The following is a 21567-nucleotide window of genomic DNA, read 5'->3' as shown; positions in this document are numbered from 1 at the left end:
ATGGTCTCAATAAATAGAATTACATGCTAGATTAATAGATTTTGGAGGCGGAGTAGCGAGCGGCGTCCTTAATCATATTAAAGTCTGCACCCTTGCTCTTCCAGCTCGCATCGACTGTGGTATCAATCGTAACCCACTTGCCACCCAGATAGATTTCATTCCATGCGTGATAGATATCGACATAGTCTGACGTTCCCATCACCAGCTTGGTTGGAACATCCACACTCCGCAGCATGGAAGCGAACAAGGAAGCGTAGTCGTAGCACATTCCTTTCCGACCTGCGATCGTGCGGTTACTATCTGGCAAGTATTCTGTCAGCTCACTGGCAGCCAGAGCGTGGTCGTAGCGAATGGTGCTGATGATATATTCATAGATGGCTTGTACCTTCTCTTGATCCGATTGGGCTGAGCGGGTCAACTCCTTCGCAAGCTGAGCGGCCTTGTCCTGCTCGTTCCAATGGATATTCTGTACGGAGTTCAGGAACACCTGACTGCCGTTGGTCAGCTGGAGCTTCACTGCTCCTTCACGAACAGCCTTATAGGTTGTGCCTTTCACCTGCTCCAGAATGGTGATCTTGTAATCTCCATTGCCCATCTGTAACGGGAATTCCTCCTGCCGCTTGCTCGACGACAGCCCGTAAGTATATTTATCCTGTCCCTTTGCGATCATGAGCTTCGTCTTGACGCCGGGAGTCGATTCATAGCGAATGGCGATCACACCGCGGTCCAGCTGCTCCAGCCCCAGCCAATCTGCCGAAGATTCAGCCTGTACTGCAGGGGTCCAAATCAGGAACGCCAACAGACCTATCATAGCGAACAACATTACGTTGCGCATACTGCTAACTCCTTTCGGTAGCCAGGCTGCCATTGACATCATGTCAAGAAGGCCCTGTAGCTTTGCGTCCCGGTCTTTCGACAGGTTTGCCATTATCGTGCTAGAGTCTCACAGAGTTCCCATGGGTGCTTGTCCCAGAAAAACAAAAAAAGCGCCGTCGTTCGGTAACTGGCTGCCATTTGACATCGCGTCATGAAGGCCCTGTAGCTTTGCGTCCTTGCCTTTCGACAAGTTTGCCATTATCGTGAGTTGCTTTTGTGCATCCATTATATATGAAGATATTTGTACCCATCAAGGAAATAATTGGTTATTACGGAGATTGTCGAAAAATTATCTTTTGCAGTAGCCCAGAAGTTCAACACTTTCATGAATATCTGCCTCGAATTTTCATATCTACATAATAATTGGCAGGTATGATAGTAACGTTAGGCCCTAGACTGATGAAAAGCAGAGGTGCAGCATGAAGCCGCTAGTGTTGACGGGGAGCAAGGTTAAGCTCGTCCCTATGGAAGACCATCATGCCGACTCATTATTTGAGATCGGTCAATATCCAGAGATTTGGCAATTCACACAGATTCACATCAGTACCTGGGAGGATGCCAGAGAGTACGTCCGCACCGCTCTGGAGCAACCGAACGCCATGCCGTTCGTCATCGTCGAGCAGGACACTCAGCGCATCGTAGGAAGCACGCGGCTTTACGATATTTCGGCTCAGCACCGGAGCCTGGAGATCGGCTCCACCTGGCTCACCCCGGCCGTCTGGAGAAGCTCCGTGAATACAGAATGCAAGTACCTGCTACTGAAGCATAGCTTCGAGGCGCTCGACATGATCCGGGTGCAGCTCAAGACCGATAGCCGCAACGTCCGCTCACAGGCCGCCATTGAACGGATCGGAGCGACGAGGGAAGGTGTCTTCCGCAACCATCTGACTTTGCCGAACGGCTACGTTCGTGATTCCGTCTACTTCAGCATACTGGATCGAGAGTGGCTGGAGGTCAAAGCTCGGCTGGAGTACATGCTGGGGAAGCCTAGCATCACAGTCTCGCCTGTCCTATCTGCGCAAGATACGGCTTTGCTTGGTTAAATGGCGGTTGTGAGGTTAGAGGTTAGATAAGGACAGACTTAGATGAGGATGTAATTAAGGAAGTAATTAAGGAAATAAATAAGCGTATAAATAAAATACGGATAGGGTTCGCATCGAAGCGAGTGAAGAGGAAATCATGCGGACTTGGAGCTAGCGCTGAATTCAGAGCTCCTATGAGGATTTACAGCTGGCATTGAATTCGAAGCCCAATTGGGACCCGGAGTTAGCCTTCAATTCGGAGCTCGATGAGAAGCTGGGGCTGGGTGTTGGAGCCGGCTTGGATTGCGCTTACAATGTAGTATATGTCGAAGTGTGACGCAACGCCCCTATGATTCAACTATCCGAATCTAGTGATTTTTGAGAATTTCAATGAACAACACACGCGAAACATACGAATCCACTACAATAAAATCCACTACAATATAAAACCTAAGCGCCCTCTGCTAGTTAGCCTTGATCATCACGTACATGTGATGAAGTGCTCACTAGGGAGGGTTCTTTTATGTTTTCATCATCGCACCAACACTAGCCGATAGATGACAGCAATAACTCTCAATGTAAGTTCGCGGGCAGGAATGCCCTCCCATCTGTCGAACACCTCTAGAGAAGGCGCTTTTTGTGAGTAGCGTCCTATTTTACAAGAACCGAGGATATGACGGATGAAGCTACAATCTATATATAATGAATATGTAAATATCAAATTCAACCGGGGACTACCACCGAAGGCGATTGCTCCTTTTGCATATTGCACACTGGAGGACGATAGCACAGCGCTATTCGTGGCAGGTCAGCCAGAAGCAGATTCTTTCGTACAGTGGGCTGATGAGTTACAACCACCGGACCCAGGCTACACAGCAGACCCGGACTGGTCGCCTGTGCTCTCGAATTCTTTTCCAGCGCTGGATATCTACGACGAACAGATTCTGTATTACCTGCTCTACACCATCAACTCGACGACGACCATCGTCCCGGTTAATCCCTATAACGCCATGAATGATTTCATGAAGAATTATAGCTTCCTCCAGCTCAGCCGGGTGACACATGTCACCAGATTAAGCGATGAGCAGCGTGAGCAGCTAAGAGACTTCTTCTTCTTTTTCTATCTATACACGCATCCTGTAAATGGAGAGACACTCGAAGCCTTCTCCTTCAGCGGACCCAAGCTGCTGCATACGAAGACGAGCATCCAGATCGCGGACTATTTCTCGGCGTATCATGATTTCTATAGCGGACATCACAGTCAACTGAAGCAGGTGGCACCGGAGCTGGTGCAGCAAGTACAAAGTGAAAAGCAAAAGCACACGGATCAGGAACAAATGGAGCAGGCTGATCAGGAGGGGCACAACCAAATTAAGCCAGAGCGGCCGAGGCAGGTAGACCAAGGGGGGCAAGAGCTTGCGAAGCGAGAGCTGTCTGAGCAATTAGCTCCAGAGCAGAATAACGATAAGATGGCATGGTTGGTATCCCATCCGATAGAGGCTTACAAGAATCTCACACTGGAGATGTTGCAGTCCATTGAGGGAACAGCAGCACCAATAATCCTGCCTGCGGAGGATGGATGGGATGACGCGCTGCGGCTGATCAACAACGTGGATAACCTGCTCGAGCTTTACTCCAACAAGCCCTCTGCGTTATTCGAAATGATGAAGAATTGTGCAGCAGCGACAGCCAATCCGTATCAAGTGTATATCTACCGTAGCTTGCTGCAGCATTATGCATGCTATATTCTGTACTTTCGGTTCAATGAGCTTCATGCCTTGGTGGATTATTTCAAGGACACCCCGTCCTTGTGTAAGCTGATCGTCAGCCACCTCTTCACTGATGCGATTTTCATTCAGAAGATGATGCGGCAGCAGCAGACTGATCTGAGTGAATATGAGAATGTCACACAATTCTTTAATGAGCAGGCTAGAGAGATGTATTTGTAGGATGACGTTATATAGATTGAACTGAAGATGCTAAGAGTTGGGGGCGCGCAACTGCGGTGAACGTTTGAACCTCCGGCCGCTGTTGTCTCCAGATTTCTTCCATGTAAACGGCTTGTAGCCGTGGAAATCCAGAGACAAAGGCGGTCGCTATCGCTCCTCCAGTTCCAAACTTCCCCTCCGTTGCTCACTCCCCTACTCAATTTTATAGGTTCAATCTATATAGACTAAAGAGAGAAGGATAAAGGAAAAAGGCCGCACAATGGCGGCCTCTACGAAAACTATACTTTTCCGAGGATGACCGTCCATACCTCACAGATCGCTTCCGAATTACTCTCATCTATCCAAATAATGCTTCTCGATACAATTACAATTAGGACTTCTTATATCGTGTATACAGTCTACTTAGTAGAGTTATAACCAAATACACAATTGCAATATTCAGAATCAAGCTTCCTAGATCAATATGAAAAGAGCCGAACAAACTGGAACCCAACCCCTGATCATATACCGTCAAAAAAGGAAAAGGGAACCCTATTACACCGAGCTTATCTTCTACAAATCGAATGGGATATATATATGTAATAATGAGCACAAACCATGCAGATAAATTCATCGCTTTCCAGTCTAGTTGCTTAAACATATTTTTGATTTGATCCATTTGGCACACCCCTTCCCATATGCTAGAAAATAAATCAATTATATTCCAGTTACCTAAAAGGGTAGCAATAATGTGTTTATAGTGCAAACATTTTATAGTACTTTCTCATTATTAGATATTATTATTACCTGCACTCCCTCTCTAATCTCCATACATGGCCTGACGTTAGTAATTGTAGTAATCGGTGGTGGAATCACTTAATCCGATTAAAAAAGTCAATTGTACGCTTTACTTTTACATAAGTAAATGGCATTACTTCTTACAAAATTGAAGGAGGAATACATAATCACAGGTTGGCAATAAAGTTCAACCTTAACGAGCTCATAATTATCATAACTGTTATGGATAAGCACTGAAAAGTGCTTATCCCCTAAGAAATATTTAGATTTCAGACTATCCTAGGGGTATTGGGGGCTTAGAATATATGAGTAGTTTAATTAAAAGATGTGTAGAGTGTGGCTCAATTCATTTAGTAGAAATTAATTACACAATGGAGCATAAAGAAGACGGAAAAATATTTGTTATTGAGGATATTCCAGCCATCCAATGCAGTCAATGTAATGAGATATATTTAACTCCCGAAGCCAATAGATATATTGATAAACAATTAAGCATATTCCGCTCAGGGGGCTTCAATAATCGAGCTAAGGAAATTGCCAAGAAAAAAGGGATTACTCAAGAAGAATTAGGAAATAGAATCGGGGTAACAAAACAAAGAGCAAACCAGATCCTTCAGGATTTTAATTTAGATGCTCAAACGATGATTAAAGTGTCGTCAGCTATTGGGGAACCCGTAAACAATATTTTTGAATTTAGAACTATACATGAGAGAAGTAATAAATATTATTTAGATTAATGATAACTGATGCAATTCACATTTTGCCAACCTTTCCTTTCATCAGTACAGATATGTAATTCACTTCAAAAATACAGCAAAATAGAGGTACTGTTAATTTGACGTGGTTAACCATGTTTGCTTAACAGTACTTTTTTGTCCTCACCTATCCCCCCACACACATTGACACCCCGTCCATACCCCATTATATTTAATGACGATGATAATCATTATCGCAACGGAGAACCATGACATCTATAATAGAAGCTTCACACCCACTCCATAGGTGTCCGATCACTCCACCACACCAGTCCCTTCAAGTACAAAATACACTTTAGGATCAGGAAAGGAACCCATATGAACACAACACGCAAGTTCCCCTTCAAGACACTAATCACTGCAACAATCCTGGCACTGGCTCTCGCCGGTTGCGGATCTCAGACATCCAGTTCGACGCCTCCGCCAGCTACGAATGCGACAGATTCAGCAAATACACAGACACCTTCTACAGACACGACAGCTACCCAAGATGACAGCACTCAATATCCGATTGTGATCAAGCACGCCTTTGGCGAGACGGTCATTGATAGCAAGCCAGAACGTGTAGCTACTATTCAATGGGCGAATCAAGATGTCGTCCTCGCACTGGGCGTTGTACCTGTAGGCTTCTCTGCCGCGAACTTCGGGGTAGAGGATGACAGCGGTATGCTGCCTTGGACAGCGGCGAAGCTCAAGGAGCTTGGTGTGACGGAGCCAAATATCTACCAAGATACCGATGGTCTGGATTTTGAAGCCATTTCCGATTCGAAGCCGGACGTGATCCTGGCAGGCTACTCCGGAATTACGCAGGAGGACTACGACATTCTGAGCCAGATTGCTCCAGTCGTGCCTTATCAGACGAAGCCTTGGGCGACTACATGGCGCGAGCAAGTCATGCTGAATGCGACAGGCATGGGCATGAAGGCACAAGGCGAGCAGCTCATTAAAGACACCGAGAAGCTGGTTCAGGACAAAGCCAGTGCACACCCGGATCTAAAAGGCAAAAAAGTCGTATGGGTCAACTTCTCAGCGAAGGATATGTCCAAGCTGCATCTGTATACACCAGCAGATCCGCGTGGTGAATTCCTGATCGAGCTCGGTATGGAATATCCGGAAAGCGTAACAAGCCTAATTACCGATCCAACTAGCTACTCCTTGAGCCTGAGTGCCGAAAATGCGGAAGCGCTGAATGATGCCGACATCATCGTCGGATACGGTGACGATGCGCTGTATGAAGCGGTGAAGGCTGATCCGTTGCTTGGTAAAGTTCCAGCTATTCAAAGAGGCTCAGTCGTGTTCATCAGCGGCAATTCGCCACTTGGCGCTGCCGGGAACCCGAATCCTCTGGCAATCGCGTATACGCTGGATGATTACCTCGGTCTGATCCAAGGGGCTCTCGACAAGCTGAAATGAGCAGCTCATCCGTAACGAATCATGACCAGCAGCTAAGCTCACGAATTCCGAAGTATTTTACGATCGTGCTGATCCTCTGCCTTGTCTTGCTGGTGATCAGCGTATGTGCTTCGCTGATGTTCGGGTCCAGACCGGTAAGATTTCATGAGCTGATCGACGGGCTCTTCCGTCCAGAAGTTGATTCTTACGGGGCCAATGTGGTCCGAAAGCGTATCTCCCGTACGGTATTCAGCCTCATGTGCGGCGGAGCGCTTGGTGTATCCGGGTCGCTCATGCAGGCGGTCACCCGCAACCCTATTGCGGACCCCAGCATTCTGGGCGTAAATACGGGAGCAGCCTTGTTCGTGGTATGCGGCATTGCGTTTCTGAACATCAGCTCGCCGAATCAATATATCTGGCTGGCATTAGCCGGGGCGGCCATTACGGCAGCCTTCGTATTCGGGATCGGCTCCATGGGGCGTGGCGGTGCCACGCCCATTAAGCTTGTTCTGGCGGGAGCTGCGACCAGTGCAGCCCTTTCCTCATTGGTAACGGCCATCATGATCCCACGCTCCTACGTCATGGATCAATTCCGGTTCTGGCAGGTGGGAAGCGTCGGTGCTGCCACCTGGAGTGGCATTACTACATTTATCCCGTTCCTGATCATTGGTATCCTAATCGGCATCCTGACGATACCCGCGCTCAATGCGCTGGCCCTGGGTGACGAGGTAGCGACCGGGCTTGGCGTCCGCACAGGCACACTGCGCTTCATCGCGGCTCTGGCAGGTGTACTGCTGTGCGGGGCAACGACAGCACTGGCTGGGCCGATTGGCTTTATCGGGCTCTTATCGACACACGTCATACGCCTGATGCTCGGACCCGACCTGCGGTTTGTCATTCCGATGTCAGCCATCGCGGGGGCGATCATCCTGACCATAGCCGATGTAGGCGGCAGGGTCGTCAGTGGCCCTGGTGAGCTGGAGGTCGGTGTAGTTACAGCCTTTATAGGGGCTCCCATACTAATCATCCTAGCGATGAGAGCGAAAGTGCGTTCATTATGACCATTCAATCATTGGAATTTATATTGGCAGGCCGACGTCAACGGCGGCGGCGCTGGATCGTGGTGACTAGTCTTCTGGCATTACTCGCATGTGCACTATGCGGCGCCATGCTGATGCTAGGAAGCACCATCTATCCGGTACAGGATGTTATTCGGGTGCTAGGCGGAGAGCAGGTCAAGGGCGTGTCCTTCGCCGTGAATACAATACGGCTTCCGAGAATGCTGGCAGGTCTGCTCGCTGGATTCGCCTTCGGCGTGGCGGGATACACCTTTCAGACGATGCTGCGTAACCCCCTTGCGAACCCGAATGTGATCGGGATTACCTCGGGATCGAGTGCAGCAGCGGTATTCTGCATCGTAGTTCTCCACACCAGCGGGGCCATCGTATCTCTAGCCTCGGTCGGTGCGGGCCTGGCTACGGTATTATTCATTTACATGTTATCCAGAGGAAAAGCCTTCTCCATCGGTCGGCTGATCCTCATCGGGATCGCTATACAGGCTATGCTCGATGCCTTCATCTCCTATCTGATGCTGGTTAGTGCAGAGCAGGATGTACCAGCAGCTGTCCGCTGGCTCACAGGCAGCCTGAATGGCTCGCAAATGTCGCAGCTGCCTCCACTTGTAATCACGGTAGCTATCTTCACGCCGATCCTGATTGTGCTGGGCCGACATCTGAATATGCTGGAGCTTGGAGAGCAAGCGGCTACTTCGCTGGGGGTGGACACGGACAAGACTCGAATTACGCTGATTGTCAGTGCAGTCTTCATGATTGCGATTGCTACCGCTACGACGGGGCCGATCGCCTTCGTCTCCTTCCTAGCGGGACCGATTGCCAAGCGGCTGGTGGGTGTAGGCTTCTCGAACATCATTCCCGCGGGTCTCGTTGGGGTGAACTTGGTATTGGCGTCTGATCTAATCGGGCAATTTGCTTTTGAGCACAGGTTCCCCGTGGGCATCATCACAGGGCTGCTCGGAGCGCCGTATCTGATCTTCTTGCTCATCCAAATGAATCGGAAGGGAGAATTATAATGAAGCCGACGCATCATTTTCAAGCTGAGCAGCTCGTTGCAGGCTATGACAACAAGCCGATCATTCAGGGCATCGATCTGCTCATTCCCAGTAACCAGATTAGTGTCATCATCGGGGCCAATGGCTGCGGTAAATCCACCCTGCTCAAGACGCTGGCCCGACTGATTAAGCCGATATCTGGCAGCATTACGCTGGATGACAAGCCGCTTGCCAAGATCCCGCCCAGGCAGCTCGCCCGCGTGCTCGGACTTCTGCCACAGTCGCCGATTGTACCAGAGGGCATCTCGGTCACGGATCTCGTCGGTCGCGGCAGATTCCCGCATCAATCCCTGTTCGGTGGATGGAGCAAGAAGGATTCGGAAGCCGTCGCCGAGGCGATGAGCATTATGAACATCACGCAGTTCGCCAACCATCACATTGATGAGCTCTCCGGCGGTCAGCGTCAACGCGTCTGGATTGCCATGGCGCTAGCGCAACAGACGGACATTTTATTTCTGGATGAACCGACGACGTTCCTAGATATCACCTATCAGGTGGAGATTCTAGATCTACTCACAGACCTGAATCGGCAATATGGCACTACGATTGTCATGGTGCTGCATGATATCAACCTGTCGGCACGTTATGCAGATCACCTATTCGCGCTCCATGAAGGCAAGCTCGTCGCTGAGGGGCAGCCATCCCAGGTCATTACCAGCACTTTAGTGAAGGATATCTTCGGACTGAATTGCTCCGTCATTGAGGACCCTATCTCGGGTTCGCCATTGGTAGTACCCAAGGGAAGGCATCATGTGCAAGCGGAGTACACTCCACAATAGGAGAAGAGCTGCCTCACAGCAATGCCGCGACAATGTGGACGACAATGTGGGACGACCATGTAACACGACAATTTACAGCAACAATCGTGGCCCACAAGCCACTTCTGCCTATGTGCAGCAGTACAGCTCACGTAAGAAAAACGTCTATCGGCGTACTTCACAGAAGACAGACCATGTGCGGTTGAAATTTTTCTTGCGATGAACGATTTGCTCGACACCGCTGAAAACCTATAAATTCTATCCACTCAAAAAGGAGTTCTCCCCGAGAACTCCTCTTTGAATCTCCATATAAGTGGGCCAGCATCCATTACCACACACTGCATCCTGCAACCGTGCGGCGCCCGAGCCTCTTTTTACCGAAACTCTATTGCTCCTAAATGCTACCGCTCTTTTTCTTTACCGATCACGTTTCACCTGTACGCTACCTACTACCCCACTAGCAGCAGAAGCACATGCCGACGTTGATTTCATCGCACTATACCATGCTCCGATCCTCTTAGCACATGCCCCTGTTCAAGTCTCACTTACTTGGATCGAACTCGAATCCAGATCTCGCTCCAGCAGGCACTGCCGCAGTTATAGTACAGCTCCATATCGCAGCCGTCGATCTTCTCATAGTCCGCTGTCGGCAGCCACTCCGTGTATACTCGCTTGATGAGGTCTTGAATGGCTTCATCCGTCTTCTCCATGGTGTGATTCTCTGTTCTGAAGATCGCCCAGGTTCCGGCAGACACCGTTACTTCCCTGTACCCATGCGTATCACTCCGGTTGGTCTTATAGGCGAACAGCATATATGGAAAGGTCTGCTCCTCCTCCGCCGAGCGGTAATCAAAGATCGCATTGACCAGACACAACTCATTCGGCGCTTCGCTCAGCATATTCGTGGATTGGATGAGCTTATCGATACGTCCATCCTGGTGTGCAGCCTGCCAGAACTGGGGAATCACACGGAGATTCTCACCGTTCTCCATCGAGAACATTTCCTCAATGCCATAGATCACAAAAGCTTCCTTGGATTCGATTCTGTAATTCATTGCGACAGCTCCTCTGACAGTTAGTAGGAAAGAGATCCGGGGATAGGCGGTGAGGGTCACACCCTGCTCGCGCGCTGCTGAAGGTGTCTTCCCGTGAATGATGTTGAAGGCTCGTGTAAATGCCTCCGGTGAGTCATACCCATACTTCAGGGCAAGATCCACAATCTTCATGCTGCTATGCTGTAGCTCAAATGCTGCAAGTGTCAGCTTCCTGCGCCGAATATACTCCGACAAGGATACATCCGTAGCAGCGGAGAACATCCGCTGAAAGCTCGAAATCGAGCAGCAAGTGATCTTTGCCACTTCCGTCATGTCTACATACGTAAGAAGATGGTCTTCGATATAGTCCAGCGCTTCATTCATTCGTTCGAACCAGGCCATCCAGTCTCCCTCCCCTCTGCTTCCATTTAATCAGATTCAGCATCAATCATCCTTGCAGTTACTCTCCCAGTTCTGCACGACTGCAACATATATACTTTAGACAAACTAGCTTACTATAATAGTACTTGATCAAGAGAGGTCCAACAATAATCAAACCAATATTAACGGAAATGACACTTCATCCATACTCCAAAAAAAGACATGCTTGCCTTAGAGCGCGCTCTAACGAATATGATGTACCAGAACCAGCCGAGCACGTCAGCTTACAAGCTGAAGAAGGGATCGATCTATATGACATTCTCTATAAAAGAAGTCTCAGAGCGGCTTGGTTGCTCAGCTCATACCATTCGCTACTACGAGAAGGAGGGATTACTCCCTTTCATTAAGAGAGATAAGCATGGACATCGCCTGTTTGAACAAGAGCACATGGATTGGATCAAGCTGATGACCTGTTTTCGAGCAACTGGAATGAAGATGTCTTTAATGAAGCAGATGGTCAATCTCGCCTTAGACGGGGATTCCACCATTCCGCAAAGAAAGGCTATGCTGAACCAATACAAAGAGGACTTATTCCGACGTCAACGTGAGCTCGCGGAGGCTCTGGACGCAGTGAATAACAAGCTCGCCATTTATGAAGAGATCGAAAAAGGAAGAGTTCATTCGGAGAGTCAGCTCTTGAACCAGCTGGCAATGCAGCAGAATAAACCAACGGACGGAGATGGATAACGAGATGATGCCAAGAACATTAGGAAATAGTGATCTAATCGTATCTTCGATTGGACTAGGTATTATGGGCATGTCCCCAGGTATGTACGGGGAGACAGACGACGAACAGTCTATACAGACGATACATCGTGCTCTGGAATTAGGCGTTACGTTGATCGATACGGCGGATGTGTATGGAAATGGTCATAACGAGGAGCTCCTCGGAAGAGCCCTTCAGGGACGCCGAGCGCAGGCGGTGATTGCTACCAAGTTCTCGTACACCCCCAATTATGAAAGCCTTAGTGGGGACCCGGATTACGTGCACAAGGCTGTCGATGAGAGTCTGCGACGCTTGAACACCGATTATATTGATCTATACTATCAACACCGCGTGGACCCAAATATTCCGATCGAGGAGACAGTAGGAGCAATGGCCGAGCTAGTTAGCGCTGGGAAGGTTCGCTATCTTGGGCTTTCAGAAGCATCTGCCTCCACCATTCGCCGCGCGCATGCGATACATCCGATCTCCGCTTTACAGAGCGAATATTCGCTGTGGAGCCGAGATATTGAAGACGAGATTCTCCCCACAACGAGGGAGCTGGGAATTACGCATGTCGCTTACAGTCCACTAAGCAGAGGCTTTATTTCTGGAGAGCTCCGTACCTTTGAGGACTTGGCTCCCCATGATCTTCGCAGATACATGCCTCGATTCCAAGGAGACAACTTCAAGAAGAACGTTGAGATCGTTGATAAGATTAAGGAAATCGCCGACGAGAAGAACTGTACTCCTTCGCAGCTGGCCCTGGCATGGACCATATTCAACGGTGCGCTGCCTATTCCAGGAACCAAACGCATGAAATATCTTGAAGAAAATGCTGCCTCTGTGGACGTAGAACTAACAGCCGAGGACCTGACTCGCATCGAGCAGGTTAGTCCCAAGAACAGCGTTCACGGTACCCGATATATGAAGGACCAAATGTCTTTGCTTGAGGGCTAGTGTACTTGAAGGCTCGGCTAGTATTATTGAAGGTATTGTTGCAGATACAGCTTAGCCTCTGGCTTCCAAAATGGTGTGGAACAAAGTAACATAGAAGAAACTTCATCCGGGCCGCCCTTTATTGGGTGGTCTTCTTTTTTTGATAGTACTTTTTTCATGGTATAGGTATTTTTTGGAACACGGCCCTATACCAGCTATGTTATATTCAAGATGCATGTCCTATGATTTTCAATACACACCTAAAGGAGTCATCATGAAAAAAATAGCTTACATAACACTTATAGGGTGCATGGCGCTCCTGGTCGGATTGTTCTCATTCACTCCCCTGACCTCCGCCGCTTCCGTAAAATACACCCTCCACATCGATGGTAAGGCAATAACCGGACAACCTTCAGTCATTGTGGAAAACAACACCACACTCGTGCCTATGAAAGCCGTACTAACCAAGCTAGGCTATACCATGACCGTAGATAGCAAGACGAAGGCCATTACAGCCAAGAACACGTCTGGCTCTTCTATCATCGTTAAGACTGGCAGCAAGAAGGCCACCATCAACGGTTCAGAGACCGTATTGCCTGCATTGGTCAAGACCGTGAACGGAACGACCTACATTCCGTTATCAGCAATTCGGAGCTTGACTGGCAAGACGGTTGGCCTCGATAGCGCGCAGGGCTTTGCATGGATTGGAGATAAGCCAGCATCGAGCAGCATCAACATACCTTGGTCCATCAGTCAGGAGGAATTTAAGACGAATTCTGCTCATAAGCAGCTGATGGATGAAGGTGGACAAGGCGACATTCGTCTTCTCATGTATCAGGATTCGCTAGAGGCTGGAGCAACTGAAGAGTTATATATCTTTTACAAGAACAAACTCGCAGCTGTTGTACTTACCCCTGTCATTCCCGACTATGATCCAGGTGAACTGATCAGCTTTTATGCGGGGGTGTTTAGTAGTATAACTGAAGAGTATGGACAACCCGTGGCTGGCTCAAGTGCCCCAAATCCGAATAATATCAGTCAGTATGTCGCACGCTATGCTGTTGACGGTCGCCTAACCAGCGAATGGATTATGGATGGTACCAAGATTACTCTATTACTCAAAGCAACAACAGACGCAGGATATAGCCTGAGTCTACAGTACGTGGACATGTCCGTCGAGGAGCAACTGAACGCTACTTGGGCTGACATTAAGAATGCCCTGCAATAGTATACATTAACCATAACACGGAAGGAGCCAGGCTACTTATGCCAACGGCTCCTTCTCCACATTCACGACGCATGCCTCATAATAGATATTGTCTAATGATATGCTTGATTTCATATCTGCTCTGCCTTATACAGGAACACTCGAGGAAAAAAGGGAATCATAGATGTAAGCAGTATAAGTATTTATTTGAAGAGGAGTGTCGGCATGCAGTTTCATGAATTTTATATCGGCCAGATGTTTACCACCAAGGCAATTACCTTGAGCGAGGAAGATATTTCCCGATTTGCCGCCGAATACGATCCACAATACATGCACTTGGATAAAGCGAAGGCGGAACAAGGCAGATTCCAGGGCATCATCGCATCGGGCATTCAGACCCTCGCGATCTCATTTAAGCTATGGATTGAGACAGGGAGCTACGGTGAGGACATCATTGCGGGGACCGCTATGAATCATGTGAAATTCATACGGCCCGTCTATCCGGGTGACGAGCTGCATGCTGTTGTAGAGGTCGTAGAGCTGAAGAAATGGCGTAATCAGACAGGCATCGTCACCGTGAGAATGTCCACGTTCAATGCTCAGCAGGAGAAGGTGTTCACAGGTGAGCTGTCGGCTATGGTGAAAAATGAACACGCCGAATGAATCACCCTTGGCATAGGGCGAGTACGATTTGGGGGAAGGATACACAATCAACTGGAGTGGATGCATCCGTAAAAAGTATTTCCAGCTATCCCCAGACTTTCGTGAAATACGATCCTTCAACAAATGAGCTGACACGGAGACAATCCTCGTCAGCTCATCTAACATACTATCAACCATTCAGGATGCGCTCTTCAGGGCTTCCTTTATCCAACTCCCAACGTACAGCTATTTTCCCTCACTCATTTACCCAGAGATAGTACATCTCCTCAGTTAAACGAAGCTTGCTGGAAGCTGGCCAGCTCGATCCGGTTGCGCCCATTTTGCTTGGCTTGGTACAGAGCCTTGTCTACCGCTGCGAACAGCTGTATCAAGTACTCCTCTGGATCATCAGGCACACGTTCATCCTTAAAATCCTCGACCGACAGAATGCCCATACTGATCGTAATGGATACCGGCTCACGGCCATGCTCCACGACGATATGGTTCGACTCAGCTGACGATCTGACAAGCTCCGCGAGTTGCCCCGCCAGTTGTCGTCTTGTATGAGGGAGATAGATCATGAATTCTTCTCCTCCATAGCGGGCCAGAATATCCGTACTACGTATCGACTCCTTGACGATCTGAGCTGTGCGATACAGCACCTCATCACCGATGACATGTCCGTAGTGATCGTTAATATATTTGAAGAAATCAATGTCAAAGAGAATCAGGGAGAACGGAATCCGATACTGAATATTGCTCATCACTTCATGGGTCAGATGCTGGGTCAGATAGCGGCGATTGTAGCAGTCCGTCAGACTATCAGTAAGCACCAGTTCTTCTAGCTGCCGATTGGCTCGGGATAGCTCAAGACGAGTACGGTCGAGGGAATGATTCCGTTCCTGCAACATGCGATTTTTCCGGTTCATCTCCTCCACCAGGAAACGCTCTTGCGAGACATCCTGAAAAGTAAGAATACGGCCCATCGGCATACCATAAGCATCCACAATCGTTGACGCCTGCAGTATAAAATGACGAACACTATCGCGCTCCACGAGGATCTCAATTTGCGACATGGCAAGATCCCTTTGCTTATAGTGCTCAAGGAACTTCTCGCTATTGCCCTCCACCCGCACGGAGCTCAGAAGTGCTTCCATATCCAAATAATCACCGACATGCAGCTCAATGAAGAAGGGCAAAGCCTTGTTCACTTCCATAATGAATTCACGGTCATCTAGCACAAGAATTCCATAGGGGATGGTATTAATCACGTCCTCGTGAGCGATGGAGACGAGATCGAACATATTGTATTTTTTGATGACATAGATGAAAAATAGATCTGACAATACAATCCCGAGAGAAGTAAAGCCAGGGATGATCGGTAGCCACTCGCTTAGCACGACATTCAGAAGGGCATCAATGCTGGCAAATACGGCCAGAACCAGGATTCCCCATAGCATAATCTTCACCTGTATCCTATTCGTGACGGATGTGCTGGGCGACAGCAGAGTCCGAAACAGCACCAAGAGAGATGCCAGTAGGTAACCGACCAGAATAGCGATGACCACCCAGAACCATGGTCCATACTCGCGTTGAATATACCCCCCTTCCAAGGGAGCTACGAACACATGATTCGGGTTCCATACCACTCCCGCGGCTGCGATCAGCGCTGGAGCAAACAGCAGATAAGCTTTTCGGAGGCCTATTCGCCCTGCGTGACCGGCGAGAAAGACCGTAAGCAGGAGCCACCCCCCTCCCAGGAAGGCTAGGGCCACAAAGGACAGGGTCACATACAATAGCTGTAACCACAGATCATCCGTCAGATCTGTGGCCATTTGGCCTAGAGGCCAGAGCATCATAAAGAAATGGAAAATGAAATACACCTTATGTAAGTTCGTAATCCTAACCGTAGCAAACACGTAAATAAATAAAATCAGTAATACAAGGAACAAAAAGAGATCGTACCATACTAATGGATCCACACATCTTTCTCCTTCTTGAGCCAGACAACTACGATGACTTGCAATTGTATGCCATTACGCTAATAAAGCCTGAAAAGGGCCTATTTTCCCCACTATACATCGTTATAATCCACATCTTATCATACAGCTATAAGCACGAGCTAGCCCACACAATGGCAACTCAACCAGCCTATTACTGATATGGAGAGGAAATTAATATTGTGCATACAACGAAAGGAGCTGCTCAAGCACCCCCTTTCACCACTTCTCACTCTGCAATATTCTTGATATTCACTCAGCATAGTCATCTTATTTAACTTTAAGCTACATATAAAAGTGCAGCCACATATCAACGCCAATCTGTTCCGCAGCTACTCAACATGGTTATCTCAGCTAGCACGGTGCACGATTACAGCCATAGTTCGAATCTCCTTACGGTTTCACTCGCTCATAGCAGCGGGTTATTATCCGAAAATAACTCCGGCTTGTCCGCCAGCATCTCGGTAATCACCTTGGCCACGGCAGCTGCATCACATACTCGGACCACTGCGTCACCTAGCTGCCCCTTGCGCATCGCGCCTGTACTCTCAAGGACCTCATCAACCTTCCAGAAATGCTCGGACCACGACAATCCCCAATGTCTTCGGGAAGGCACGGGGATCTCCGTTCCATCAGGCAGCACGGTATATAGCATTTCATGAACATCTGTTAGTCGCCCCGGGATGTCGGCCCACTCCTCGACACCGTGGATGAAGGTATTGCGTCTTAAGTCGACTCCCACCAGCAATATGGTCGCCTTTCGGTCAAGCAGCTTCCCCCAGGCCGAGCCTCTGGCGCAAGGCGTGTCAAAGAGATGATCGTCTTTGGTGAACTCTACCGCATCCTGCCCCAATGCAGCTACCGAGTGCGTAGGATGCCAAGAGCGGACTACACCTGGTCTGTTACGAAAAAGCTCTGGCAGAATGCCAATACAGGATGGGGATTGATCTACGTAAAATCTAGGGTTGTCCGCTTTGATATAGGACCATGTATGGGTAGGCAGCACCAACAAGCCATCCTTCATATATGCGGTATATGCGTCTAATACGGTATCCGCGCCGCCTTCGACCGGACCCATGCTTTTCAGGGATGAATGGACCAACAGCGTACCTTGGCTGTCAATGCCCAGCTGTTCTAATTGCTTCACCAAGCTCTCTAACGTGTGCATATTCTATTCCCTCCTGCCGCCATTATAGCAGAACTCTCCATTATCGACCGTACACTTTATTTTTGCTGCATACTCTCTCTATCTATTACCTCTGTAATCTATCTTATATTATGCAGCTACCGCGAGGGAGGAAGCTACATTTATACCTGCCAAGGCAAAGTAGTGATTATGTGGAGGTATAAGGTAACTCCTCCTTCAGTCAATCGAGAGGAATATCTACCGTCTTGTCATACGTTTTTCTGTAATGAATCCCTTCAATATGCAACGTCTTCGACTGCCCGCTCGTGTCGAACAACAACGTGCGTTCCTTGAGAACCTCTCCATCCTTCCCCTTCGCCTCAGTTTGGCCTATGGTCGTGCGCAGCTCCGTCATTCCTTCCATCGTCTCCAGGGTCACCCCATTCAGGAGAACATCGTCTTCGGTCGCCAGTGTGATCTCTGTTCCTTCATCGGTCGTCTTAACCTGCTTAATCCATAGCTCCTTGCTGCCCACAGATATGGGCCTGTCAGCCTGAACGTCAGTCTGCGATCCATGTGTCAGGTTAACCTCCGCGTCAGTCCTCTCATAGCCTGAGAACGTCCTGACAACCAATTGCAGCGTCTCCAGATCCTTAGGCAAAGTATCATAACGAAGCTCGAACGTTCTTCCGCGTACAGAGTTGCTAACCCCGCTTCCTTCCATCGAGACAGGCTTGCCATTGGCGAGCAGCTCTATGCCCTCAAATGGCTGACGAACCCGGTCCAGCTCCTTCACATTCCAAGTCCCCTTGACGACGGTAGAGAGCGGTGTTGCTGTAATGGACCCGAATGTAATGGCTCCCTGATCGACGGCAATCCTGGTCTTAATCGCCTGCTGCACCTGTGTCTGGATGGCTTGCTTCGGATGGTAAGGAAAGGTTAGGCTGCCCATCCTCGTATGCTGATCATCTGTCTGCTCAGCGTAATGCAGCGTCAGTTGCTTGGCGAATCCATTGACCGGATCGAAGCTAGCGAGACCAATCAGCTCTGTCTGCTCGTCATTGATCGTCGTCGTTCCCCAGCCCATGTAGGAGTCTGTTAAGAAGCCCGTCAACTGGGATAGTCGAAAAGAATCCTGCGTATGCTTGGCAATACCGTCAGGATTGCGGAGAGAGTAGTACAAAATCAATTGATTGGCATCAGCCATTAGGCCGCTTACAACAAGCTCCGTGCCATCCTGCAGAACGACATGCTGATCAACCGTTTGTCCCATGCCAGCAGCATTTACTTTCTTTAACGTGCCTGTCATGACCGCATCGAACCCGAGGATTCTTTGGCCGTAGTAAGCAAAGGCTTCATAGTTGTAGCCACCAACCGATATCACTATAGCTGCTATCGCTACTGCAATCGCCCATCTTGAAGCCTTGCTGCGCCGCCTCCTGTCAGGAGTCCGATCCAGCGCCTGCCGAAGTCTTCCCTCCAGCTCTTCAGGTGCTTGTATAGCAGTTATCCGCTCTCGTTCATCGGCTAGTAGTTCTTCAATTCGTTTCATCTGATTCACCCCCGTACCATTTCTTGAGCTTTTTCAAGCCATTGAACACCCTGGATTTCACCGTTCCTACCGATACATTCGTGATCCTAGAGATAGCTTCATAATCCAGATCGTGAAAATATCTGAGCTCAATCGCTTCCCTCTGATCGGGATTCACCCGCTCCAGCGAACGGCGAATGTCCATGTTCTGATCCTGCTGTTCATACGGATCCTGGATACCCGCTGCATCGCGATCCCTGGCGTTGTCACCCTGCCACTCATCAATTAGAATGGTCTTGTTACGCCTCTTGATCATAGCTCTGCAATGATTCACCAGAATGGTTCGACTCCAGCTGTCGAATGAATCCACCTTTCTCAATTGGTGAATCTTCTCGTACAAGATGATGATCATCTCTTCTAAGGCATCCATCGCATCATGCTCATTCCCCATATACGATAATGCCAGTCTGTAATAGGCATCCTTATTGGCTAGAATCAATTGGAGCAAGGCTTCTTTATTCCCTTTCTGCGCTTGTCTGACCCCTCGGGCGACCTTCATCTCCTCACCTCATTCCCCTATAAGAGTATTGTGAGCGACAAAAAGTTCAATCGGCGAAATAGAAATTTCATCCAGCATCAAGCCCTCACTACCATTTGCTCTTTCAATCACTACGGCTCCTTGGCTGGTTCATGTGCTAATTCTCCATTTTGTGAATTGGCCGTTCCCCATAGCTACTAATTACATAGTTTAGAGAGAACTAGCTTCAATTATCACGAATAAGGGGAGCGATATCATGGGGGTCAGCCCAAGAAACTCTATCACTCAGCAAGGAGTATCTATTATTTCCTGTACGAATCGCAAGAGCTTTATCAAAAATCTACTTCGGAATTATAGTCGTCAGCGCCATTCCAAGAAGGAGCTTATTATTATTGTCAACAACGACTCCATTCCGCTAGCGCCTTATAAGAGCTTGGCCAGAGGCCTTCGTAACGTACACGTGTATCGGGTTCCACAGCATCACTCGCTTGGCGCTTGCCTGAATTATGCGGTCAAGAAAGCCAAATATAGCTACATTGCCAAATTCGATGACGATGACTACTATGCCCCCTACTATTTAACGGACAGCTTGCTAACCTTCCAAAAAACCAATGCGGATGTCATTGGAAAACGGGCACATTATATGTATTTACGAGGCTCCAAATCACTGATATTGCGCTTCGCGGAGGATGAGTATCGGCCTGTAAAGGTCATCCCGGGTGCGACGCTTGTCATCAAGCGCAAGGTATTGCGTAACGTTCACTTTCCCAATCGCAGCGTCGGTGAAGACGATCAGTTCTGTATTCGCAGTAGGCGGAAGGGGTACAAGGTCTACTCTGCCGGGCGACATAACTTTCTAGCGATACGCCGGAAGAACTCAGCACGTCACACCTGGGTCATCAGTGACCGGGAGCTGATCTCTGCCAGTCAACGGATACGGTCGGTGCGGAATTACAAAAAATTCGTACAGAGAAAACCAAAGGGCGTATCCTGATGGCCAGCTCAACTATTTCCCGTTCCCGGAACGGGGTATCAATCATCGTGTGTACCAAGCGTCGGCAATGCATGCGGGCCCTTCTCCGTAATTACAACAGACAGAATTATAAGAAGAAAGAGCTCATTATCATCTTGAATCATGATCAGCTACAGGTAGATGAGTATAGAACGGCCGCAAAGCCTTATAAGAATGTACGCGTCTATAGCTTGCCGGGGCGGGTATCACTTGGACGCTGCCTCAATTATGGGGTTGCGCGAGCCCGGTACAGCCTGATTGCCAAATTCGATGATGACGATTACTATGCCGCGGGTTATTTGACGGAGAGTGTACGGACCCTGCTGAAGACCAAGGCTGATATTGTAGGGAAGCGTGCCCACTATATGTATTTGGGTGGGAAGGGACTTCTCCTGCTTCGTTACCCTGACCAAGCGAATCAATATGTCTCCCTCGTCCAGGGCGCCACTCTGCTCGCCTCACGCCATGTGCTGAGTCAGGTGGGCTTCCCGGATCAAAATCGAGGAGAGTGCATCAGACTGTTCCGCAATAGCAAGGCCAGGGGATACCGAATATACTCAGGAAGCTCCTCCAACTTTCTCGCGATTCGCAGGAGGAATTCGAGGGGCCACACCTGGATTGTAAGAGATAGGGAGCTGCTATCAGGGCAGGCCAAGGTACTGAAGGTGGGAAATCCCAAAGCTTACGTATCTACGTAATATACCAACCTAAGCTATCAATTATTTCTTCGGTACATG

At 48.8% G+C, this 21567-nt stretch carries 20 protein-coding genes and 2 riboswitches; of the genes, 14 read left to right on the top strand and 6 right to left on the bottom strand.

The window, feature by feature from the left end; translation table 11 throughout:
* Positions 1-31: 31 nt before the first annotated feature.
* Entirely contained in the window at positions 32-835 is an 804-nt protein-coding gene (locus D328_RS0104540; protein ID WP_018883775.1) for a transglutaminase-like domain-containing protein, read from the bottom strand.
* A 13-nt stretch (positions 836-848) separates the two neighbouring features.
* A riboswitch (cyclic di-GMP riboswitch) is annotated at positions 849-936 on the bottom strand.
* Positions 937-995: 59 nt separating this feature from the next.
* A riboswitch (cyclic di-GMP riboswitch) is annotated at positions 996-1083 on the bottom strand.
* 212 nt (positions 1084-1295) lie between these two features.
* Here D328_RS0104540 and D328_RS0104535 point away from each other — a divergent pair.
* The 8 genes from D328_RS0104535 to D328_RS0104495 all read left to right on the top strand — a co-directional run bounded on the left by D328_RS0104535 (position 1296) and on the right by D328_RS0104495 (position 9678).
* Positions 1296-1919, top strand: a complete 624-nt coding sequence (locus D328_RS0104535) for a GNAT family N-acetyltransferase (RefSeq protein ID WP_018883773.1) — start codon at positions 1296-1298, stop codon at positions 1917-1919.
* 193 nt (positions 1920-2112) lie between these two features.
* On the top strand, positions 2113-2235 hold the full coding sequence (locus tag D328_RS31735) for a hypothetical protein (protein WP_018883772.1): 123 nt from the start codon (positions 2113-2115) through the stop codon (positions 2233-2235).
* Positions 2236-2578: 343 nt separating this feature from the next.
* A complete protein-coding gene (locus D328_RS0104525; RefSeq protein ID WP_018883771.1) occupies positions 2579-3847 on the top strand; it encodes a hypothetical protein in 1269 nt (422 codons plus the stop codon).
* A 1082-nt stretch (positions 3848-4929) separates the two neighbouring features.
* Positions 4930-5361 carry a YgiT-type zinc finger protein gene (locus D328_RS28345; protein WP_018883769.1) on the top strand — a complete coding sequence of 144 codons (432 nt, stop codon included), beginning with the start codon at positions 4930-4932 and terminating at the stop codon, positions 5359-5361.
* Between the two features lie 336 nt (positions 5362-5697).
* Positions 5698-6792: an iron-siderophore ABC transporter substrate-binding protein gene (locus tag D328_RS0104510; protein ID WP_018883768.1), complete on the top strand. Its 1095-nt coding sequence runs from the start codon at positions 5698-5700 to the stop codon at positions 6790-6792.
* Complete coding sequence (locus D328_RS0104505; protein ID WP_018883767.1) at positions 6789-7832, top strand: FecCD family ABC transporter permease; 1044 nt, start codon at positions 6789-6791, stop codon at positions 7830-7832. Before D328_RS0104510 ends, D328_RS0104505 begins: the two co-directional genes overlap by 4 nt.
* Complete coding sequence (locus D328_RS0104500) at positions 7829-8860, top strand: FecCD family ABC transporter permease (protein ID WP_018883766.1); 1032 nt, start codon at positions 7829-7831, stop codon at positions 8858-8860. The genes D328_RS0104505 and D328_RS0104500 overlap by 4 nt, the downstream gene beginning before the upstream one ends.
* Positions 8860-9678, top strand: a complete 819-nt coding sequence (locus D328_RS0104495; protein ID WP_018883765.1) for an ABC transporter ATP-binding protein — start codon at positions 8860-8862, stop codon at positions 9676-9678. The genes D328_RS0104500 and D328_RS0104495 overlap by 1 nt, the downstream gene beginning before the upstream one ends.
* Positions 9679-10202: 524 nt before the next feature.
* On the opposite strand, the gene D328_RS0104490 is transcribed toward D328_RS0104495, so the two are convergent.
* Positions 10203-11093: an AraC family transcriptional regulator gene (locus D328_RS0104490; protein WP_018883764.1), complete on the bottom strand. Its 891-nt coding sequence runs from the start codon at positions 11091-11093 to the stop codon at positions 10203-10205.
* A gap of 291 nt (positions 11094-11384) precedes the next feature.
* Between D328_RS0104490 and D328_RS28340 the strand changes: the two genes are divergently transcribed.
* From D328_RS28340 to D328_RS0104470, 4 genes are all read left to right on the top strand, one after another.
* On the top strand, positions 11385-11819 hold the full coding sequence (locus D328_RS28340) for a MerR family transcriptional regulator (protein ID WP_033412302.1): 435 nt from the start codon (positions 11385-11387) through the stop codon (positions 11817-11819).
* Positions 11820-11823: 4 nt separating this feature from the next.
* Positions 11824-12795, top strand: a complete 972-nt coding sequence (locus D328_RS0104480; protein WP_018883762.1) for an aldo/keto reductase — start codon at positions 11824-11826, stop codon at positions 12793-12795.
* A gap of 253 nt (positions 12796-13048) precedes the next feature.
* Positions 13049-14002: a copper amine oxidase N-terminal domain-containing protein gene (locus D328_RS0104475; RefSeq protein WP_018883761.1), complete on the top strand. Its 954-nt coding sequence runs from the start codon at positions 13049-13051 to the stop codon at positions 14000-14002.
* Positions 14003-14206: 204 nt separating this feature from the next.
* The gene (locus tag D328_RS0104470) at positions 14207-14644 is read left to right on the top strand and encodes a MaoC family dehydratase (protein WP_018883760.1); all 438 of its coding nucleotides are present in this window, start codon (positions 14207-14209) and stop codon (positions 14642-14644) included.
* 266 nt (positions 14645-14910) lie between these two features.
* On the opposite strand, the gene D328_RS0104465 is transcribed toward D328_RS0104470, so the two are convergent.
* The 4 genes from D328_RS0104465 to D328_RS0104450 all read right to left on the bottom strand — a co-directional run bounded on the left by D328_RS0104465 (position 14911) and on the right by D328_RS0104450 (position 19839).
* Positions 14911-16605 carry a histidine kinase N-terminal 7TM domain-containing diguanylate cyclase gene (locus tag D328_RS0104465; RefSeq protein WP_018883759.1) on the bottom strand — a complete coding sequence of 565 codons (1695 nt, stop codon included), beginning with the start codon at positions 16603-16605 and terminating at the stop codon, positions 14911-14913.
* Between the two features lie 427 nt (positions 16606-17032).
* The gene (locus D328_RS0104460) at positions 17033-17791 is read right to left on the bottom strand and encodes an AAC(3) family N-acetyltransferase (protein WP_018883758.1); all 759 of its coding nucleotides are present in this window, start codon (positions 17789-17791) and stop codon (positions 17033-17035) included.
* 199 nt (positions 17792-17990) lie between these two features.
* Positions 17991-19301 (bottom strand): DUF4179 domain-containing protein, encoded by a 1311-nt coding sequence (locus D328_RS0104455; protein WP_018883757.1) that lies wholly within the window; start codon positions 19299-19301, stop codon positions 17991-17993.
* The gene (locus tag D328_RS0104450) at positions 19288-19839 is read right to left on the bottom strand and encodes an RNA polymerase sigma factor (RefSeq protein ID WP_018883756.1); all 552 of its coding nucleotides are present in this window, start codon (positions 19837-19839) and stop codon (positions 19288-19290) included. Before D328_RS0104450 ends, D328_RS0104455 begins: the two co-directional genes overlap by 14 nt.
* A 235-nt stretch (positions 19840-20074) precedes the next feature.
* Between D328_RS0104450 and D328_RS0104445 the strand changes: the two genes are divergently transcribed.
* The gene (locus D328_RS0104445; protein ID WP_018883755.1) at positions 20075-20812 is read left to right on the top strand and encodes a glycosyltransferase; all 738 of its coding nucleotides are present in this window, start codon (positions 20075-20077) and stop codon (positions 20810-20812) included.
* Positions 20812-21528, top strand: a complete 717-nt coding sequence (locus tag D328_RS0104440; protein WP_018883754.1) for a glycosyltransferase — start codon at positions 20812-20814, stop codon at positions 21526-21528. The genes D328_RS0104445 and D328_RS0104440 overlap by 1 nt, the downstream gene beginning before the upstream one ends.
* The last annotated feature ends 39 nt before the right edge of the window (positions 21529-21567 follow it).

Origin of the sequence: Paenibacillus massiliensis 2301065 = DSM 16942, from assembly GCF_000377505.1 — a bacterium.
Taxonomy (GTDB): Bacteria; Bacillota; Bacilli; order Paenibacillales; family Paenibacillaceae; genus Paenibacillus; species Paenibacillus massiliensis.
Note: the sequence above shows the minus strand (reverse complement) of the source record. Positions and strands in the feature narration are given on the sequence as shown.